The following is a 14,977-nucleotide window of genomic DNA, read 5'->3' as shown; positions in this document are numbered from 1 at the left end:
CGCGCGATGGCCGACACGAGCGACACGAGCGAAACCACCGGGACGATGGCAGCCGCCGGGACGATGGCAGCCGCTGGGGCGACAGCAGCGGCTGGGGCGGCCCCGGTGGCCAATCCGCCGAATCTGCGGATCACTTCCCTGAGCAAGTCCTTCGGTGGCGTGCGGGCCCTGGACGGGGTGGACCTCACCGTGCCCGCGGGGCAGGTCCACGCGCTCCTCGGGCACAACGGCGCCGGCAAGTCCACGCTGATCAAGTGCCTCGGCGGCGCCTTCCCGCCGGACGCCGGGACGATCGAGGTGGGCGGTGTCCCGTACACCCGGCTCAGCCCGCGCGAATCGATCGCGGCCGGGGTGGCGATCATCTTCCAGACGCTGAGCGTCGTGGACTCCCTGACCGTGGCCGAGAACATCTTCCTCGGCCAGGAGTGGACCCGGTACGGCCGGATCGACCGCCGGGCCCAGGAGAGGGTGGCCGCCGAACTCCTCGACCGTGTCGCCGCGAGCTGCTCGCCCCGCGACCGGGTGGGTGAACTGCCCATGGGCCAGAAGCAGTTGGTCGAGATCGCCAAAGCCCTCAGCCGCAGCGCCTCGGTCCTGGTCCTGGACGAGCCCACGGCCGCCCTCTCCGGTACCGAGAGCGACGCCCTCGCCACCCGGGTGGAGGATCTCCGCACCCAGGGCCTCGCCATCGTCTACGTCACCCATCTCCTGGCCGAGGTCGAACGCCTCGCGGACGCGGTGACCGTGCTCCGCGACGGCCGGGTCGCCCACCATGCGGCGACAGGGGGCCACAACCGCCGGGACCTGGTGGAGGCGATCACGGGAGGACGGGGAGCGGTGTCGGCGGATGCCGCCGAGGGCCGCCTGGCCGCAGCGCGTGGCCCGGCGAACGGGCCGACGACCGACGCGGGCGCGAGCGCGGGGGCGGGAGGCTCTGAGTCCGGGCCTGGGGCATCGGACGCACCCTCTACGGCGGCTGCGGGCGGCCCTGGCACCGGGGCCGCGGGGGACGCGGGGGACGCGGATCCTGACGTCCCTCGTCGCGGGAAGCACAGCCACGCCGGTCATGGCGACCGCGAGGACGTTCCGTCGCCGGGGGCGGACGCCCTCCCCCGGCGGTCCGTCGAGGGAGGGCGTCCGCCCGGCCTCGACAGGCCGGCGGCACGTCCGACCGCCGCATCCGGCGCAGCCGCTGCCCGCCCCACGCCCGGTATCCCCCTCCCCGCCCGCCTCACCGTCCGAGGTCTGTGCGGCCCCGGCTTCGGCCCTGTCGACCTGACCGTCGGTGAGGGCGAGATCGTGGGGCTGTACGGGCTGATCGGATCCGGGCGGACGCGGGTGCTGGAGACGCTGTTCGGCAGGCGTCGGGCATCCGGAGGAACCGTCCGCGTCGGCGAGCGGGCCGTCTCGCCCGTCCGGCCCGCCGACGCACTCGCCGCCCGGATCGCGCTCGTGCCGGCCGACCGGCGGGCGCAGGGACTCTTCGCGGGGCTGAGCGCGCAGGACAACGTGTTGTTGCCGAGCGTGCGGACGCTCGCCCGGCGCGGGGTGCGGGCGCTCGGGGCGGAGCGGCGGGTGTTCGGCTCGCTCGCCGAGGCGGTGGGGCTGCGGCCCGCGCGCCCGGGACTGCCGGCCTCCGCGTTCTCCGGCGGCAACCAGCAGAAGCTGCTGCTCGGCCGTTGGATCAACGAAGCGCGAGCCGTCGACGTGCTGCTGCTCGACGAGCCGACCCAGGGCGTGGACGTCGGCGCCCGTCAGGAGATCTACGACGTCGTCGCCACGCTCGCCGAACAGCGCGGCACGGCCGTGCTGTTCGCCTCCAGCGACCCGGAGGAGGCGGCCGTGCTCGCCCACCGCTGTCTGATCGTCGACCGGGGCCGGATCATCGCCGAGCTCTCCGGCACCGACCTCACCGAGGAGTCCCTGCTGGCGGCCGTGCACGACGCGGGCCCGGCAGCAGAGACCGCACCGTCCCACGAAGGAGCAGCATGACCACCGTGACCGCCGCCGAGCGCGTCGTCCCCGGCCCGCGCGCGCTGGCCGCGCACGGACTGACGACGGTGCGCCGCCATCCCCTGCTCGTCGTCCTCACCCTGCTGGTGCTGGTGTTCCAGCTGTCCACCGGCAGCTTCCTCGACGCCGGCAACCTGCGGGGGATCGCCACCGACGCGGCCGCCCTCGCGATCGTCGCCGTGCCGCTGGCCCTGCTGGTCATCAGCGGCTACCTGGATCTGTCGGTGGGCTCGACGCTGGCGCTCGGGGCCCTGACGGCGGGCTGGCTCGCGGGTGAGCAGGCCCAGTCCCCCGTGGTAGCCGTCCTCGGAGCGCTCGCCGTCGGCGCGGCGGTCGGCGCCGTGAACGGGGTGCTCTGCTGCTACCTGGGGCTGTCGCCGTTCATCGTGACGCTGGGCATGCTGGCGGCCGTGCGCGGACTGGCGCAGCAGCTCTTCCCGTTGCCGCTGAGCGGGTTCGGCGACGGTTTCGCGTGGCTGGGCGGGGCTCGGATCGCGGGGATCGCGGCGCCCGTGGTCATCGCCGCCGTCGTGCTGGTCGCCGGGGCGCTGTTCCTGGCGTACACGCCGACCGGGCGGCATGTGTTCGCCATCGGGGTCAACCGGGAGGCCGCGTACCTCTCCGGCATCGACGTCCGCCGTACGCCCTTCGCGCTGTTCGTGGTCACGGGTACGGCCGCCGCGCTGGCCGGGGCGATCAAGGCGTCCGTGCTGGACAGCGTGGTCGCGGGCACCTCGGGCACGGGCTTCGAGCTGACCGTGCTCACGGCCGTGCTGCTGGGCGGGGTGGCGCTGAGCGGCGGCTCCGGTTCGGTTCTCGGGGTCCTGCTCGGCGTGCTGTTCCTGGGTTGTCTGCAGAACGGGCTGACACTGCTGAGCGTGCCGACGTTCTGGCAGCAGATGGCCCAGGGTGTGGCCCTGGTGGCGGGCGCCGCGCTCGCCTACTTCGGTCCCCGCGCGACCCGGTGACCGACAACGCGCCCGCGCCTTCGGCTCCCGCCCGTTCCCCGCTCTCCCCCTTCTCCCTTCCCTTCTCCTCCCCCACTCGTTCAGACGCCCCAGCCTCCCCTGCTCGTTCAGACGCCGCAGCCTCCCCCGCTTGTTCAGACACCCCAGAGAGGTCCTCGTGAGCGACACTTCCCCCTCCCTCGTCCTGACCGGCGGTCAGGTCATCACCGTCGACGCCGGCTTCTCGGTCGCCGAGGGTGTGGCCGTGCGCGGCCGGGAGATCGTCGCGGTCGGCACGGACGCCGAGATGCGCGCGCTGGCCGGGCCGACGACGAGAATCGTCGAGCTGGCCGGGCGGACCGTGCTGCCGGGCATCAACGACTCGCATCTGCACGGCGCCGCGTACGGCCTGGGCAGGCCGCCGTTCGCCCTCGACGTCGGCCACCCGACGGTGGGGTCGATCGCCGACATCGCCGGGGCGGTGGGCGCGGCGGCGCGGGCCGCCGCGCCCGGCGAGTGGATCGTCGGCCTGGGCTGGGACGCCGGCTATCTCGCCGAGTGCCTCGCCGATCCGGGCCGTCTCCCGCGCCGCGCCGACCTGGACGCGGTGGCGCCCGACCACCCCGTCTGTCTGACCGACTTCTCGCAGCACATGGTGTGGGCGAACAGCGCGGCGCTGCGCCGGTGCGGGATCGACGCCGACACGAACGCGCCCGACGGCGGTGTCATCGACCGCGACGCCGACGGCCGGCCCACCGGCATCCTGCGCGAGGCCGCCGGTGTCCTGCTCCAGGCCGCTCTGCCCTCCCCCACCGTCGCCCAGCGCCGCCAGGCCATCCGCAACGTCGTCGCCGAACTCCACACGCGCGGCATCACCAGCTACACCGAGCCCGGCCTCGGCCCCGGTGGCTCCGAGACCCTGTTCGGCGGGCTGAGCACCGAGAACTGGACCGCGTACGCCGACCTGGCCGCGACCGGCGGTCTGCACGCGCGGGTCAGCGTCCTTCTCCTGCCCGCGCCGATGGGCGGCTCCGCCGACGACGTCCGCAAGGGCCTCGCCGAACTCCACCGCCCCGAGTCCGCCGACCCCCGGCTGCTGAACGCCATCGGTGTGAAGATCTTCGCCGACGGGGTGCCCCCGAACCGTACGGCCTGGATGAACGAGCCCTACCTCGACGGCGGCCACGGCTCCCTCTGCGTGCACGGGCGCACGCCCGAGCTCCAGGTCGACGAGCTGTTCGACATGATCCGTGTCGCCCACGAGGCGGGCTACCAGCTGGGCGTCCATGTGACCGGCGACCGGGCCATCGACATCGTGGTGGACGCGTTCCTGGCCGCGCAGAAGGCCGCGCCGCGCCCGGACGCCCGGCACTACGTCATCCACGGCGACTTCATCGGTGCCGACAGCCTCGGCCGACTGGCCACGCAGGGCTACGGCGTCAACATGAACCCGGCCATCAAGTGGACGATCTCCGACCTGATGGCGGAGGTCGTGGGCACGGAACGGTCGGCGTACCAGTGGCCCGCGCGCTCGGCCTTCGACGCGGGCGTCGCGGTGTGCGCCAGCTCGGACGCGCCGATCACCGAGCCCGACTGGCGGCAGGGTGTCGCCGGGATGCTGCTGCGCGAGTCGAAGGCCAGCGGCCGGGTCAGCGGACCGGAGCAGCGCGTGGAACTCGCCGAGGCGCTGCGGGCGTACACGATCAACCCCGCGCGGCAGGACTTCGCCGAGGAGTGGAAGGGGTCCGTGGAGGTGGGCAAGGTGGCCGACCTGTGTGTCCTGGACCGGCCGCTGCTGGACGTCGACCCGCGTGACATCACTCGGATCCAGGTCGACATGACGGTGTTCGACGGCGGGGTCGTCTTCGAGCGCTGAACCGGGGCACGCACGGCGGGGCCGGCGCCGCACGAGCGGCGCCGGCCCCGCTGTGCCGCCCGTCCGCCCCTCAGCCCGTCAGCCCGTCAGCCCGTCAGCGCCGTGACCCGCCGCATGACCTCCGCGCAGAAGGCGCCCACCCCGTCCGGGTCGTCGATGAACTGGTTCGGCTTGACGCAGAAGGTGGTGAACCCCTGCTCCAGCTGCTCCGGTATCGAGGCCAGGGCCGCCCCGAGGTCCGCCGGGGCGTGGTCGTCGGGGAAGACCGCCTGGGTGCCGCCGATCATCTCCAGGTCGGCGGCGTCCCGGCCGGCGGCGGCCATCGCCGCGTCGAGCGCCTTAAGGTCCTCGGGGGTCGGCCGCCCGAGCGGGTGGAAGCCGTGGCCGTACTCGACCAGCCGGCGCAGCACGGGACCGTGCAGGCGCTGTCCGCCGAACCACAGCCTCGGGCCCTCGGGGCGGTACGCCTTCGGCTCGAAGTAGACGTCGCGGAACGGGTAGTGCTCACTGTCGTGGGAGATCGGGGACGGTCCCCAGGCCTTCGCCCAGACCTCCAGGTGCTCGTCGAGGAGCCGGCCGCGCCTGCCGAAGGGCACGCCGAGCGCGTCGTACTCGTCCTTGCTCCAGCTGACCGTGGGCTGCACCAGCAGCCGTCCCTCACTGAGCAGATCGAGGGTGCCGAGTTCCCGGGCCATCAGCAGGGGGTGACGCAGCGGGGCGAGGACGGCCGCGGCGGCCAGTCGCAGGCGCTCGGTGACGGAGGCGATGGAGGCGAGGAGCAGCAGGGAGTTGGGCCAGGGGGTGTACGGGTCCTGATTGCCGGGGAGGGCGTAGTCGCGGGGATTGCCCATGATGCCGTCGACGGCGGCGTCGGGGCCGAGCACGATGTGTTCGCTGACCATGACGGAGTCGAACCCGGCGTCCTCGGCCTCGCGCGCCCACCGTACGGCGGCGGGCAGGTCGGCCCGGCCGCCGGTGAGCGTCCAGTTCTCGCTGAGGACCAGCAGCATGCGGGGGGTGGTGCTCATGGTGGATTCCCTCTTCTCCGTACAATTTGGTCCCGAATGACCGAACGACCGAATGTCCGCACGAACGACGGGCCGGGACCGGGGTGGCCGCACAGGGCCGTCCGGTCCGGCCGTGAGAGCGAAGGAGCGCCCGTGCCCGGCCAGCGATCCATCACCGAAGCCGAGAAGCTCGCCGCGGCGAAGCTGGGGGACTTCCCCATCCGCCGGGACCAGATGGCGGCGGTGGCGAACATCTACCGGGCCGCCTCGGCGGTGCGGCAGCACCTGGAGAACTCCGTACTGCGCGGCTCCGACCTGACCTGGACGGCCTTCGTGGTGCTGTGGGTGGTGTGGGTGTGGGGCGAGTCCGAGACCCGGCACGTCGCGGAGGAGGCGGGCATCTCCAAGGGCACGCTCACGGGCGTGGCGCGCACGCTGGAGTCGCGCGGGCTGGTGCGCCGGGCCGCCCACCCGACGGACGGCCGGCTGGTACTGCTCGCCCTCACCGACGAGGGTGAGGAGCTGATGCGGCGGGTGTTCCCGGCCTTCAACGAGGAGGAGTCCTTCGTCACCGGGCAGCTCAGCGACGCGGAGTGCCGGAGTCTCGCGGAGGGGCTGCGCAGTGTCGTGCTCCAGGTCGAGGAGCACGGCGAGGAGCGCCGCCGCACCCTGCTGAACGGCGCCGCGCCGGCGCCCCGTCGCAGCGGTCGGCGCCCGAAGGCCTGACGCCCGCACGGCCGGCGGTGACCGTGTCCACCCACGCCGCCACCTCCGACCCCATTTCGTTTGGATGCAAACAAAATAGGCAGGCACGGAACCATGGTCAAGAGCTGCCGGTAATTCGTTTGCGCGCGCGGAGCGCCCGGCCCCAGGATCCGCCCATGTTCCTCATCGACGCCTTCCTGCCGCTGTCCCTCGTCACCGCGTCGTCGGTGCGGGGTCAGCAGCGGCCCGGCCGACCGTGGGGGCCGACTCCGCCCCGGTCGTGACGGCCGCGCTCGTCGCGGGCCTCCTCGCCGGCTATGGCATCGCCATCCCCGTCGGAGCGGTCGCGACCTACCTCGTCTCCCTCACCGCCCGTACGTCCCCGCGCACCGGAGCCTGCGCCGCGCTCGGCGTCGCGACGGCCGACGGACTGTACGCCCTGCTCGCCACCCTCGGCGGCACCGCCCTCGCGGCCACGTTGCGACCGGTGCTGGTGCCCCTGCGCTGGGCCTCCGCCCTGGTGCTCCTCGCCCTGGCCGTACGCGGCGCGGTCACGGCCCTGCGCCGGTACCGCGCCCGGCGGCTCGCCACCCGCCCCCGGCGGGACCCGGTGAGCCCGGCACACGCCTATGTCGCCCTCCTGGGGATCACCCTCCTCAACCCCACCACGGTGGTCTACTTCGCGGCGCTCGTGCTCGGCAGCCGCGCCACCGACGCCGTGAGCGCCCTGGACCAGACGGTGTTCGTCCTTGCCGCGTTCCTCGCGTCCGCGAGCTGGCAACTGCTGCTCGCGGGCGGTGGCGCACTCCTCGGCCGGACCCTGACCGGACACCGGGGACAGCTGGTCACCGGGCTGCTGTCGAGTGCCGTGATCGCGGTGCTGGCGGTACTGGCGGTGCTCACGCCGGGGCCGGCATCCGGTGCGTGAAAGGTGTGCAAGTGCCGCGTGCGTGTGGCGCGATGAGGATGATTCCGGGACAGGCAGGTGTTGAATGCGGGGGACAGTCTGTACGCGAGAGCAAGGGACGGTTGCCATGCCTCTTGAGGGCGAGTACGTGCCCAGCCCCACTCAGTGGGTGCGCGAGCAGGTCGAGTTGTACGAGAGCTCGGGCGGCACGCAGGGGACGACGTTGATGGACACGGGTCTGCCGGTCATCGTGCTCACGACGCGCGGCGCGAAGAGCGGGAAACTCCGCAAGACCCCGCTGATGCGGGTGGAACACGACGGGCGGTACGCGGCCGTGGCCTCGCTGGGCGGCGCGCCCACACACCCGGTCTGGTACCACAACATCAAGTCCGACCCGCGTGTGGAGCTCCAGGACGGGCCCACACGCCGGGACCTGACCGCGCGTGAGGTCACCGGGGACGAGAAGGCCGAGTGGTGGGACCGGGCGGTCGCCGCGTACCCGGCGTACGCGGACTACCAGAAGAAGACCGACCGGGAGATTCCCGTCTTCGTGCTGGAGCCGGTGGAAGGGTGAGGACCCGCCGGTCGTAGGGCGTGTCGTGGGTGCCGGGATGCTCGGAGGAATTTCTTCGACGTGTCGCGCATGATCCCTCGCGCACCGGGCACCCGAGTCTCAGGCCCCGCCGCGTTCCCCCGTCGCGGCGGGGCTTTCCCCTGTCCGCTCCCCCTGCCCCGCCTTGTCCGTCACGTCGAGGAAGATCTGGTCGGCCTCCGGGACGACGTGGGCGATGGAGCGCTTGATGCGGACGGCGACCTCCTCGACCTCCTCGCTGTCCAGGCCGGGTACGAGGTCGACGCGGGCGGCCACGAGGGTGGAGTCCAGGCCGAGTTGCATGGTGAGCAGGGCCTCGACACTGTCGATCTCGGGCTGCGCCGCCAGCAGGGAGCGGATCTTCCGGCTCGGTTCGGCGTCCGCGGCGACCCCGATGAGCTGTTCGCGGGCGTCCCGGCCCAGCCAGTAGGCGACGTACACGAGCAGCGCCCCGATCGCGAAGGAGGCGGACGCCTCCCAGATCACCTGCCCGGTCACCATGTGCAGGGCCATCCCGGCGATCGCGAGGGTCACCCCGAGCACCGCCGTGCCGTCCTCGGCGACGACCGTGCGCAGCGCCGGGTCCCGGAGTCCGCCGACGCCGCCCTGCCGGCGCACCTGGTGCAGGGCGCGCAGCAGTGAGGCGCCCTCGGACAGGAGTGCCACGCCGAGGACGGCGATGCCGACGACGTAACCGTCGTAGGACTCCTCGCTTCCGGTCGTCAGGGCGTGGAACGCCTGGTAGAAGGAGAAGCAGCCGCCCATCACGAAGATGCCGACGGCGGCGAGCAGGGACCAGAAGAAGCGCTCCTTGCCGTAGCCGAAGGGATGCCGGCTGTCGGCGGGGCGACGGCTGCGGCGCAGCGCGGCGAGGAGGAAGACCTCGTTCATGCTGTCGGCGACCGAGTGGGCGGCCTCCGAGAGCAGGGCGGGTGATCCGGCGAGGAGTCCGCCGATGGTCTTGGCGACGGCGATCACGAGGTTGGCGCCGAGGGCGACGAGGACGGTGATCCGGGTCCTGTGGTCCGCGCGTGCCTTGTCCTCCCGGTCCTCCTGACGGGTCCCCGGTCCTTCGAGAACCGCCCCGCCCTGGTCGTCCGTCGTCTCGGTGTCTGCTGATGTCCGGGTCACCTTCGCCGATTGCCCCGACCGGTCGCGCTCACACCGTGGGGGTCGCGGAAATCGGGGAACTCATCAGGGCATACGTATCCGGACGGACCGGGAGGACGGACGGCATGAGTGTCGGCGAGGGCAACGAGGCGTACGGCAGGAAGGCGTTCAAGCGGTCCCGTAGCCACTTCACGGACCGGATCACGGCCGACGGCCGGGACGGCTGGCCGGTGGAGGCGGGCCGCTACCGGCTGGTGGTCAGCCGGGCCTGCCCCTGGGCGAGCCGGGCGGTGATCTCGCGGCGGCTGCTGGGTCTGGAGGGCGCCCTGTCGATGGCCGTCACCGACCCGATCCAGGACGACCGCAGCTGGCGGTTCACGCTGGACCCGGACGACCGCGACCCGGTGCTCGGCATCCGGTTCCTGAAGGAGGCGTACGACGCACGGGAGAGCGGCTACCCGGGCGGTGTCAGCGTCCCGGCGATCGTCGACGTGCCGAGCGGCGAGCTGGTCACCAACGACTACCAGCGGCTCACCCTCGACCTCGCCACCGAGTGGACGGACCTGCACCGCGAGGGCGCGCCCGACCTGTATCCGGCGGCCCTGCGCGACGAGATCGACACGGTGATGGAGGAGGTCTATCAGGACCTCAACAACGGGGTGTACCGGGCGGGCTTCGCCACGGGCCAGCAGGAGTACGAGGGGGCCTGCGCCGGGGTGTTCCGGCGGCTGGAGGCGCTGTCGGAGCGGCTGGCACGACAGCGCTATCTCGTCGGCGAGACGATCACGGAGGCGGACATCCGGCTCTTCACCACACTGGTGCGTTTCGACCCCGTCTACCACGGTCACTTCAAGTGCAACCGCTGGAAGCTGGCGGAGGACCGGGTGCTGTGGGCGTATGCCCGTGACCTCTTCCAGACCCCCGGATTCGGCGACACCGTCGACTTCGACCACATCAAGCGGCACTACTACCAGGTGCACACGGGCATCAACCCGACCGCCGTGGTGCCGCTGGGGCCCGATCTGGCGGGCTGGCTCACGCCCCACGGGCGTGAGGACCTGGGCGGCAGCCCGTTCGGCGACGGCACGGCTCCGGGGCCGGTGCCCGCGGCCGAGGTCGTGGCCCCGCAGGGTCGTCCCTGACCGGGCGACCTCACGACGTGAAGGAGGAAGACCAGATGTCCAAGAAGAAGAAGCTCCCCCTGGCCTATCAGCCCCTCGGCTTCGCCCTCGGCTGGGCGGGCGGTGCGCTGGCCTCGCTGGCGTTCCGCAAGACCTGGAAGCTGATCCGGCACGAGGACGACGCGCCCGACGCGCTGGACCGGGACCGCGGCTGGGGCGAGGTCCTGCTCGCGGCGGCCGTGCAGGGCGCGATCTTCGCGGTCGTGCGCAGCGCGGTGGACCGCACGGGCGCGAAGGCCATCGAGCGCTCCACCGGGGTGTGGCCGACCACCGAGAAGGGCGGCCGGGACTGAGGTCCGGGGCCTGTTCCGGCGGTTCCCTCGCGGATCGCCGGAACAGGCCCCGGACCTGGCCGTGCCGGGAGGGTGCTAGCCCTGCTTGGGGGCCGTGGGGTGTTCGCGGCGCAGGGTGAAGGAGTGGCCGGCCGGGTCGGAGTAGCCGCGCTCCTCGAACGGCCCGCTCGCGTCCTTGGTGTCCACCGGGCGTCCGCCTAGGGAGACGATCAGCCGTTCGGCCTCGTCCAGGTCGTCGACGTAGAAGTCCAGGTGGGCCTGGAGGGAGTTCTCGGGTCGGGGCCAGCTCGGCGGGGTGGCGTTGACGTCCCGGCGGAACGCCATGCGGGCGCCGCAGGCGCCCTCGATCTCGACGCGGTTGGCGGTCGCGTCCGTCTCCTCGGCGTCGAGCAGTTCCTTGTAGAACACCGCGAGTTTCTCCGGCTCGGCGCAGTCCAGCACCACGAGGCCCGCCTGTACCAGTGCCATGTCTCCTCCGTACGGGATCCCGGGCGCGGGGGACGGTCCGCCGCCGCCCATACGCTCCCCGGGTACCCGCCGACTACAGGTTCAGCCGCAGCGTGAGCGCCTGGGGCCGGAACGACTCCCGCTCGTAGAACCGGATACCGTCCGCGTTGGCCGCCGAGGCGGTCACCTCCGCGTGCACCGCGCCGTGTTCCCGGGCCCACGCCAGGAAGGTGTCGACCAGCCGGGCACCGACCCGGGCGCGCCGGTGCGCGGGACGGACGTAGAGCGCCATGAGGGTGGCCGACCCGACGGGCCGCATGGCGGAGGGTCCGGACAGGGAGCCCGACAGATGGCCCACCACCTCGCCGTCGTGCAGCGCGGCCAGCAGCAGCCGGCCGGGGTCGTGGAGGGCGGCCGTGAAGGCCTCGGCGCCGTGCCGGCGCGGCCAGTCCACGTCCAGGCTCGGGTCCCGCTCCCCGCCGTCCTCGGCGAACAGCCAGGAGCTGGAGACGACGATCCCCGGTACGTCCTCGGCGCGGGCGCGCCGCACGATCACCTCTTGCTCACTCATGGACGGGAACCTAGCGGCAGGCTCTGACAACCCGTCGGCGACGATCGTGGGCACCCCGGGTGGACTTCCTGGACAGCCGTCCAGCTATAGTGGACACCTGTCCAGGAAGTTCCGGGGCATCGAGTGACTACGGAGTCTGCTGACCATGGAGATCCTGGCGAACGTGCTGGTCGCGCTGGTGGCGGTGCTGCACGCGTACATCCTGGTGATGGAAATGTTCCTGTGGCAGAAGAAGCCGGGGATGTCGTTCCACGGGCTGGACCCGGAGATGGCGAAGCGGACGGCGGCGATGGCCGCCAACCAGGGGCTCTACAACGGCTTCCTCGCCGCCGGACTGGTGTGGGGCCTGATCGCCGGTGACCCGACCGGCTACCGCGCGCAGATCTTCTTCCTCGCCTGCGTGATCGTCGCCGGTGTGTACGGCGCCGCCACCGCCAACCGCCGCATCCTCGTCGCCCAGGCGCTCCCGGGCGCGCTCGCCCTGGCCGCCGTCCTCGTCGCGGGATGACCCCGGACGACCCCCGGGCCACGGACGACCCCCGGGCCACGGCGGACCCCCGGGCCGCCCGCACCAGGGCCAGGCTGCGGGAAGCCCTCCTCGACGAATGCGCCCGGCACCCGCTGCACGAGGTCGGCGTGGCCTCGCTGGTCCGCCGGGCGGGGGTCGGCCGGGCCACGTTCTACGTGCACTACCCGGACCTGGAGGCGCTGGCCGTCGACGCCTGCGCCGATGTCGTGCGCGACGCCGTGGAGGCCCTGCACGCCTGGCGCGGGCGCCCCGACCCGGTGCGGGCGCCCGCCGCGCTGCCGGAGTTCTTCGCCGGGCTGGCTCCGCACGCGGCCCTGTACCGCGCGCTGCTGGCGCCCGGTGGCGGCGGCCCGCTCGGCCGGGTGCTGCACCGGGACCTGCGCGCCTACAGCCTCCGCGAACGCGAGCTCGCGGGGGCCGCGGACGCCCCGCTGGTGGCCTCCGCCGTGGCGGCCACCTTCGCGGGGGTTCTCGCCGACTGGCTGCACGGCCTCCTCGACGGCACCCCTCAGGAGATCGCCGACCAGGCGTGGCAGCTGCTGGTGGCGTTGCACCGCAGCCGGTGAACACGCCGTCGGCTCAGGCGCAGCCCATGCCCTTCGCCACCTCGGGCCAGACCTCGACCCCGTCGGGCGTGCGGACGTACACCTTCGACGGGTCGCGCTCGACGAGCCACAGCGCCCGGTCCTCGTGGCGGTACCCGGTGTCGCGCGCGTGCACGGGCATGGGGACGTCACCGTCGTAGGCGGAGGTGAGCATCCCGTCGGGCAGGACGCCCTCGGGGTCGCGGCCGTACAGCCGGCCCTTCCCGTCGGCGTCGCCGCCCCTCGACAGGAAGTGGGCCTTCTGCCAGTCGCAGTGTTCCGAGCCCACGGAGGTGTGCACCTCGGTGATCGGTACACGGTCGCCGTCGCGGTCGGTCCAGATCTCGTACGCCCGGGAGTCGGTGAAGCTCGCGGGCAGCTCGGCCGGGTCACAGGAGGCACTGGTCTCCGGCCCCCAGCCGGGGCTGCCCTCGCGGTCTTTGGCGACGATCACGGCGACCTTGGTCCTGCCGTCGACGTCGTACGAGAAGAGGGCCCGGTCCTTCTCCCGGCGTTCCAGGCGGTAGCCCTCCTCGGGGACGTCGGGCACCTCGATGTCGAAGTACGCCCGAAGCCCTTCCTCGGGTGTCTTTCCCCCATCGTCCCTGCCCCAGCCGCCGGGCCCGCCGCCGCCCTCGTAGATCTCGCCGTCGCACTCCAGCGCCCGGCCTGCCGCGCCCGACTCGGTCCTGATCGCCTCGACGCCGTCCTCGTCGACCTCCTGGTGCGGCACGTACAGCGGCCCGGCGTACGGCGTGGCCGGTGCCGTCCCGGTCACCACGAGGTCGCCCCCGCTCCCGGCGCCGCACCCCACCGCCGCCACGGCCGCCACGGCCGCCACGATCACCGTTGCCGCGAGTCCCCTGCGCATCTCCAACCCCCGTGCTCGTCCACGAACTCAGTGTCCTTCCCCCTACGACGCCGAAGGGGCCAAGGACGTTCGACGGCCCTGTGGGTGACCTGGACAGCAGGTCACCCACAGGGCCGGGGTCACGCGGGGGAGGACGCGCCCCGGCGGGAGACGGCTCCTCGGAACGCCGGCGACGTCAGAAGGTCAGCACCGGCTTGATGCTCTTGCCGCCGCTCATGTCCGCCACCGCCTGGTCGATGTCCTCGAACTTGTAGCGGCTGATCAGCCGGTCGAGTGGGAGCTTGCCCTCCTTGACCAGCTGGACGAGGACCGGGATGGCGGTCTGGATCTCGTTGTCGCCGAGGGTGAGGCCGACGACGCGCTTGCCGCCGAGCATGCCGTTGACGTCGAGGGAGACCTCGGTGCCGAACGGCGGGGCGCCGACGATGACGAGGGTGCCGCGCGCGGCGAGGGAGTCGACGCCCTTGCGCAGGACGAAGACGCTGCCGGTGGTCTCGACGACGCCGTCGGCGCCGCGGCCGCCGGTGATCTCCATGATCGCCTCGGTGAGGTCGGCGACCTCGCCGCCGTTCACCGTGTGCGTGGCACCCAGCTCCTTGGCCAGCTCCAGGCGCTCGCCGACCTTGTCCACGGCGATGACCGTGGTCGCGGGGGTGAGGGCCGCCGCCATCACGGCGGAGAGGCCGACGGCTCCGGCGCCGAGGACGACGATCGTGCTGCCCGCGCGGGGCTCCAGGACGTTCCAGACGGCACCGACGCCGGTCTGCACGCCGCAGCCCAGCGGGGCGATGGAGTCCAGCGGTACGTCCGGGTCGACCTTGACGAGGCTGCGCTCGTCGACCAGGGCCCGCTCGGCGAAGGAGGACTGGCCGAAGAAGTGGCCGCCGAGGTCCTGGCCGTCGCGGCTGATGGTGCTGGTGCCGTCGGCGCGGCGGCCGCCGAGCAGGTTCAGCGGGAGCCAGGTGGCGCAGTACGCCGGGTGCCCGTCACGGCAGTTGTGGCAGGCGCCGCAGGAGGTGAAGGACAGCACGACGTGGTCGCCCGGCACGACGGAGGTGACGCCCGGGCCGACGGCCTCGACGACACCGGCGCCCTCGTGGCCGAGGACCCCGGGGAGCGGGAAGGGCAGCCCGCCGCTGGCGACACCGAGGTCGGTGTGGCACAGCCCGGCGGCGACCATGCGGACCAGGGCCTCGCCCTGGCCCGGCTGGTCGAGGACGACCTCGGAGAGGGTGAAGGGGGCGCCCCCGGACTCGACCACGGCGGCGCGTGTGGTGGTGGACATTCTCGAACTCCTTGTCTGTCCGTGAGCCGCCGGAGCGGTCCCGCGGCTCACGAGTGATC

16 protein-coding genes are annotated in these 14,977 nt (G+C 73.0%); 10 read left to right on the top strand and 6 right to left on the bottom strand.

What is annotated here, in order from left to right; genetic code table 11:
• Positions 1-6: 6 nt before the first annotated feature.
• The 3 genes from OG272_RS44030 (at position 7) to OG272_RS44020 (ending at position 4,836) form a co-directional block, all read left to right on the top strand.
• Positions 7-1,992 (top strand): sugar ABC transporter ATP-binding protein, encoded by a 1,986-nt coding sequence (locus OG272_RS44030; protein ID WP_405895860.1) that lies wholly within the window; start codon positions 7-9, stop codon positions 1,990-1,992.
• Positions 1,989-2,981 carry an ABC transporter permease gene (locus OG272_RS44025; RefSeq protein ID WP_326574140.1) on the top strand — a complete coding sequence of 331 codons (993 nt, stop codon included), beginning with the start codon at positions 1,989-1,991 and terminating at the stop codon, positions 2,979-2,981. Before OG272_RS44030 ends, OG272_RS44025 begins: the two co-directional genes overlap by 4 nt.
• A gap of 157 nt (positions 2,982-3,138) precedes the next feature.
• Complete coding sequence (locus OG272_RS44020; protein WP_405895859.1) at positions 3,139-4,836, top strand: amidohydrolase; 1,698 nt, start codon at positions 3,139-3,141, stop codon at positions 4,834-4,836.
• Positions 4,837-4,922: 86 nt separating this feature from the next.
• Here OG272_RS44020 and OG272_RS44015 read toward each other — a convergent pair whose 3' ends face one another.
• The gene (locus OG272_RS44015) at positions 4,923-5,864 is read right to left on the bottom strand and encodes an LLM class flavin-dependent oxidoreductase (RefSeq protein WP_328505413.1); all 942 of its coding nucleotides are present in this window, start codon (positions 5,862-5,864) and stop codon (positions 4,923-4,925) included.
• A gap of 132 nt (positions 5,865-5,996) precedes the next feature.
• On the opposite strand from OG272_RS44015, the gene OG272_RS44010 reads away from it, so the two are divergent.
• The 3 genes from OG272_RS44010 (at position 5,997) to OG272_RS44000 (ending at position 8,029) form a co-directional block, all read left to right on the top strand.
• Positions 5,997-6,569, top strand: a complete 573-nt coding sequence (locus OG272_RS44010) for a MarR family winged helix-turn-helix transcriptional regulator (protein ID WP_405895858.1) — start codon at positions 5,997-5,999, stop codon at positions 6,567-6,569.
• 259 nt (positions 6,570-6,828) lie between these two features.
• Entirely contained in the window at positions 6,829-7,476 is a 648-nt protein-coding gene (locus tag OG272_RS44005) for a LysE family transporter (RefSeq protein WP_327726497.1), read from the top strand.
• Positions 7,477-7,582: 106 nt separating this feature from the next.
• A complete protein-coding gene (locus OG272_RS44000; RefSeq protein ID WP_326574145.1) occupies positions 7,583-8,029 on the top strand; it encodes a nitroreductase family deazaflavin-dependent oxidoreductase in 447 nt (148 codons plus the stop codon).
• A 99-nt stretch (positions 8,030-8,128) separates the two neighbouring features.
• On the opposite strand, the gene OG272_RS43995 is transcribed toward OG272_RS44000, so the two are convergent.
• On the bottom strand, positions 8,129-9,178 hold the full coding sequence (locus OG272_RS43995; protein WP_327726498.1) for a cation diffusion facilitator family transporter: 1,050 nt from the start codon (positions 9,176-9,178) through the stop codon (positions 8,129-8,131).
• Between the two features lie 104 nt (positions 9,179-9,282).
• On the opposite strand from OG272_RS43995, the gene OG272_RS43990 reads away from it, so the two are divergent.
• Positions 9,283-10,299, top strand: coding sequence for a glutathione S-transferase family protein (locus OG272_RS43990; RefSeq protein WP_405895857.1), 1,017 nt, complete (start codon positions 9,283-9,285; stop codon positions 10,297-10,299).
• Positions 10,300-10,334: 35 nt separating this feature from the next.
• Complete coding sequence (locus OG272_RS43985) at positions 10,335-10,631, top strand: DUF4235 domain-containing protein (protein WP_326574148.1); 297 nt, start codon at positions 10,335-10,337, stop codon at positions 10,629-10,631.
• A 75-nt stretch (positions 10,632-10,706) separates the two neighbouring features.
• Here OG272_RS43985 and OG272_RS43980 read toward each other — a convergent pair whose 3' ends face one another.
• Together OG272_RS43980 and OG272_RS43975 are read right to left on the bottom strand one after the other, a co-directional pair.
• Positions 10,707-11,099 (bottom strand): VOC family protein, encoded by a 393-nt coding sequence (locus OG272_RS43980; protein WP_326574149.1) that lies wholly within the window; start codon positions 11,097-11,099, stop codon positions 10,707-10,709.
• Between the two features lie 73 nt (positions 11,100-11,172).
• The gene (locus OG272_RS43975) at positions 11,173-11,649 is read right to left on the bottom strand and encodes a GNAT family N-acetyltransferase (protein ID WP_405895856.1); all 477 of its coding nucleotides are present in this window, start codon (positions 11,647-11,649) and stop codon (positions 11,173-11,175) included.
• A gap of 145 nt (positions 11,650-11,794) precedes the next feature.
• Here OG272_RS43975 and OG272_RS43970 point away from each other — a divergent pair, with 145 nt between their 5' ends.
• Entirely contained in the window at positions 11,795-12,157 is a 363-nt protein-coding gene (locus tag OG272_RS43970) for a DUF1304 domain-containing protein (RefSeq protein WP_327726500.1), read from the top strand.
• Positions 12,154-12,744 (top strand): TetR/AcrR family transcriptional regulator, encoded by a 591-nt coding sequence (locus OG272_RS43965; protein WP_327726501.1) that lies wholly within the window; start codon positions 12,154-12,156, stop codon positions 12,742-12,744. The genes OG272_RS43970 and OG272_RS43965 overlap by 4 nt, the downstream gene beginning before the upstream one ends.
• Before the next feature lie 13 nt (positions 12,745-12,757).
• Here the strand turns inward: OG272_RS43965 and OG272_RS43960 are convergent, their stop codons facing one another.
• Both OG272_RS43960 and OG272_RS43955 read right to left on the bottom strand, forming a co-directional pair.
• Positions 12,758-13,633, bottom strand: coding sequence for a hypothetical protein (locus OG272_RS43960; RefSeq protein WP_405895855.1), 876 nt, complete (start codon positions 13,631-13,633; stop codon positions 12,758-12,760).
• A gap of 175 nt (positions 13,634-13,808) precedes the next feature.
• Positions 13,809-14,918 (bottom strand): NAD(P)-dependent alcohol dehydrogenase, encoded by a 1,110-nt coding sequence (locus tag OG272_RS43955; RefSeq protein ID WP_326574154.1) that lies wholly within the window; start codon positions 14,916-14,918, stop codon positions 13,809-13,811.
• Positions 14,919-14,977 lie beyond the last annotated feature (59 nt).

The sequence above is a fragment of the Streptomyces sp. NBC_00104 genome (assembly GCF_045160825.1).
Classification (GTDB): Bacteria; Actinomycetota; Actinomycetes; order Streptomycetales; family Streptomycetaceae; genus Streptomyces.
Note: the sequence above shows the minus strand (reverse complement) of the source record. Positions and strands in the feature narration are given on the sequence as shown.

What these genes read in the sequence shown, in the direction of transcription:
- OG272_RS44030 (WP_405895860.1), top strand. Translation starts at nt 7, where the DNA reads ATGGCCGACACGAGCGACACGAGCGAAACCACCGGGACGATGGCAGCC.
- OG272_RS44025 (WP_326574140.1), top strand. Translation starts at nt 1,989, where the DNA reads ATGACCACCGTGACCGCCGCCGAGCGCGTCGTCCCCGGCCCGCGCGCG.
- OG272_RS43975 (WP_405895856.1), bottom strand. Translation starts at nt 11,649, where the DNA reads ATGAGTGAGCAAGAGGTGATCGTGCGGCGCGCCCGCGCCGAGGACGTA.
- OG272_RS43990 (WP_405895857.1), top strand. Translation starts at nt 9,283, where the DNA reads ATGAGTGTCGGCGAGGGCAACGAGGCGTACGGCAGGAAGGCGTTCAAG.
- OG272_RS43970 (WP_327726500.1), top strand. Translation starts at nt 11,795, where the DNA reads ATGGAGATCCTGGCGAACGTGCTGGTCGCGCTGGTGGCGGTGCTGCAC.
- OG272_RS44000 (WP_326574145.1), top strand. Translation starts at nt 7,583, where the DNA reads ATGCCTCTTGAGGGCGAGTACGTGCCCAGCCCCACTCAGTGGGTGCGC.
- OG272_RS44015 (WP_328505413.1), bottom strand. Translation starts at nt 5,864, where the DNA reads ATGAGCACCACCCCCCGCATGCTGCTGGTCCTCAGCGAGAACTGGACG.
- OG272_RS43955 (WP_326574154.1), bottom strand. Translation starts at nt 14,918, where the DNA reads ATGTCCACCACCACACGCGCCGCCGTGGTCGAGTCCGGGGGCGCCCCC.
- OG272_RS43965 (WP_327726501.1), top strand. Translation starts at nt 12,154, where the DNA reads ATGACCCCGGACGACCCCCGGGCCACGGACGACCCCCGGGCCACGGCG.
- OG272_RS43985 (WP_326574148.1), top strand. Translation starts at nt 10,335, where the DNA reads ATGTCCAAGAAGAAGAAGCTCCCCCTGGCCTATCAGCCCCTCGGCTTC.
- OG272_RS43960 (WP_405895855.1), bottom strand. Translation starts at nt 13,633, where the DNA reads ATGCGCAGGGGACTCGCGGCAACGGTGATCGTGGCGGCCGTGGCGGCC.
- OG272_RS43980 (WP_326574149.1), bottom strand. Translation starts at nt 11,099, where the DNA reads ATGGCACTGGTACAGGCGGGCCTCGTGGTGCTGGACTGCGCCGAGCCG.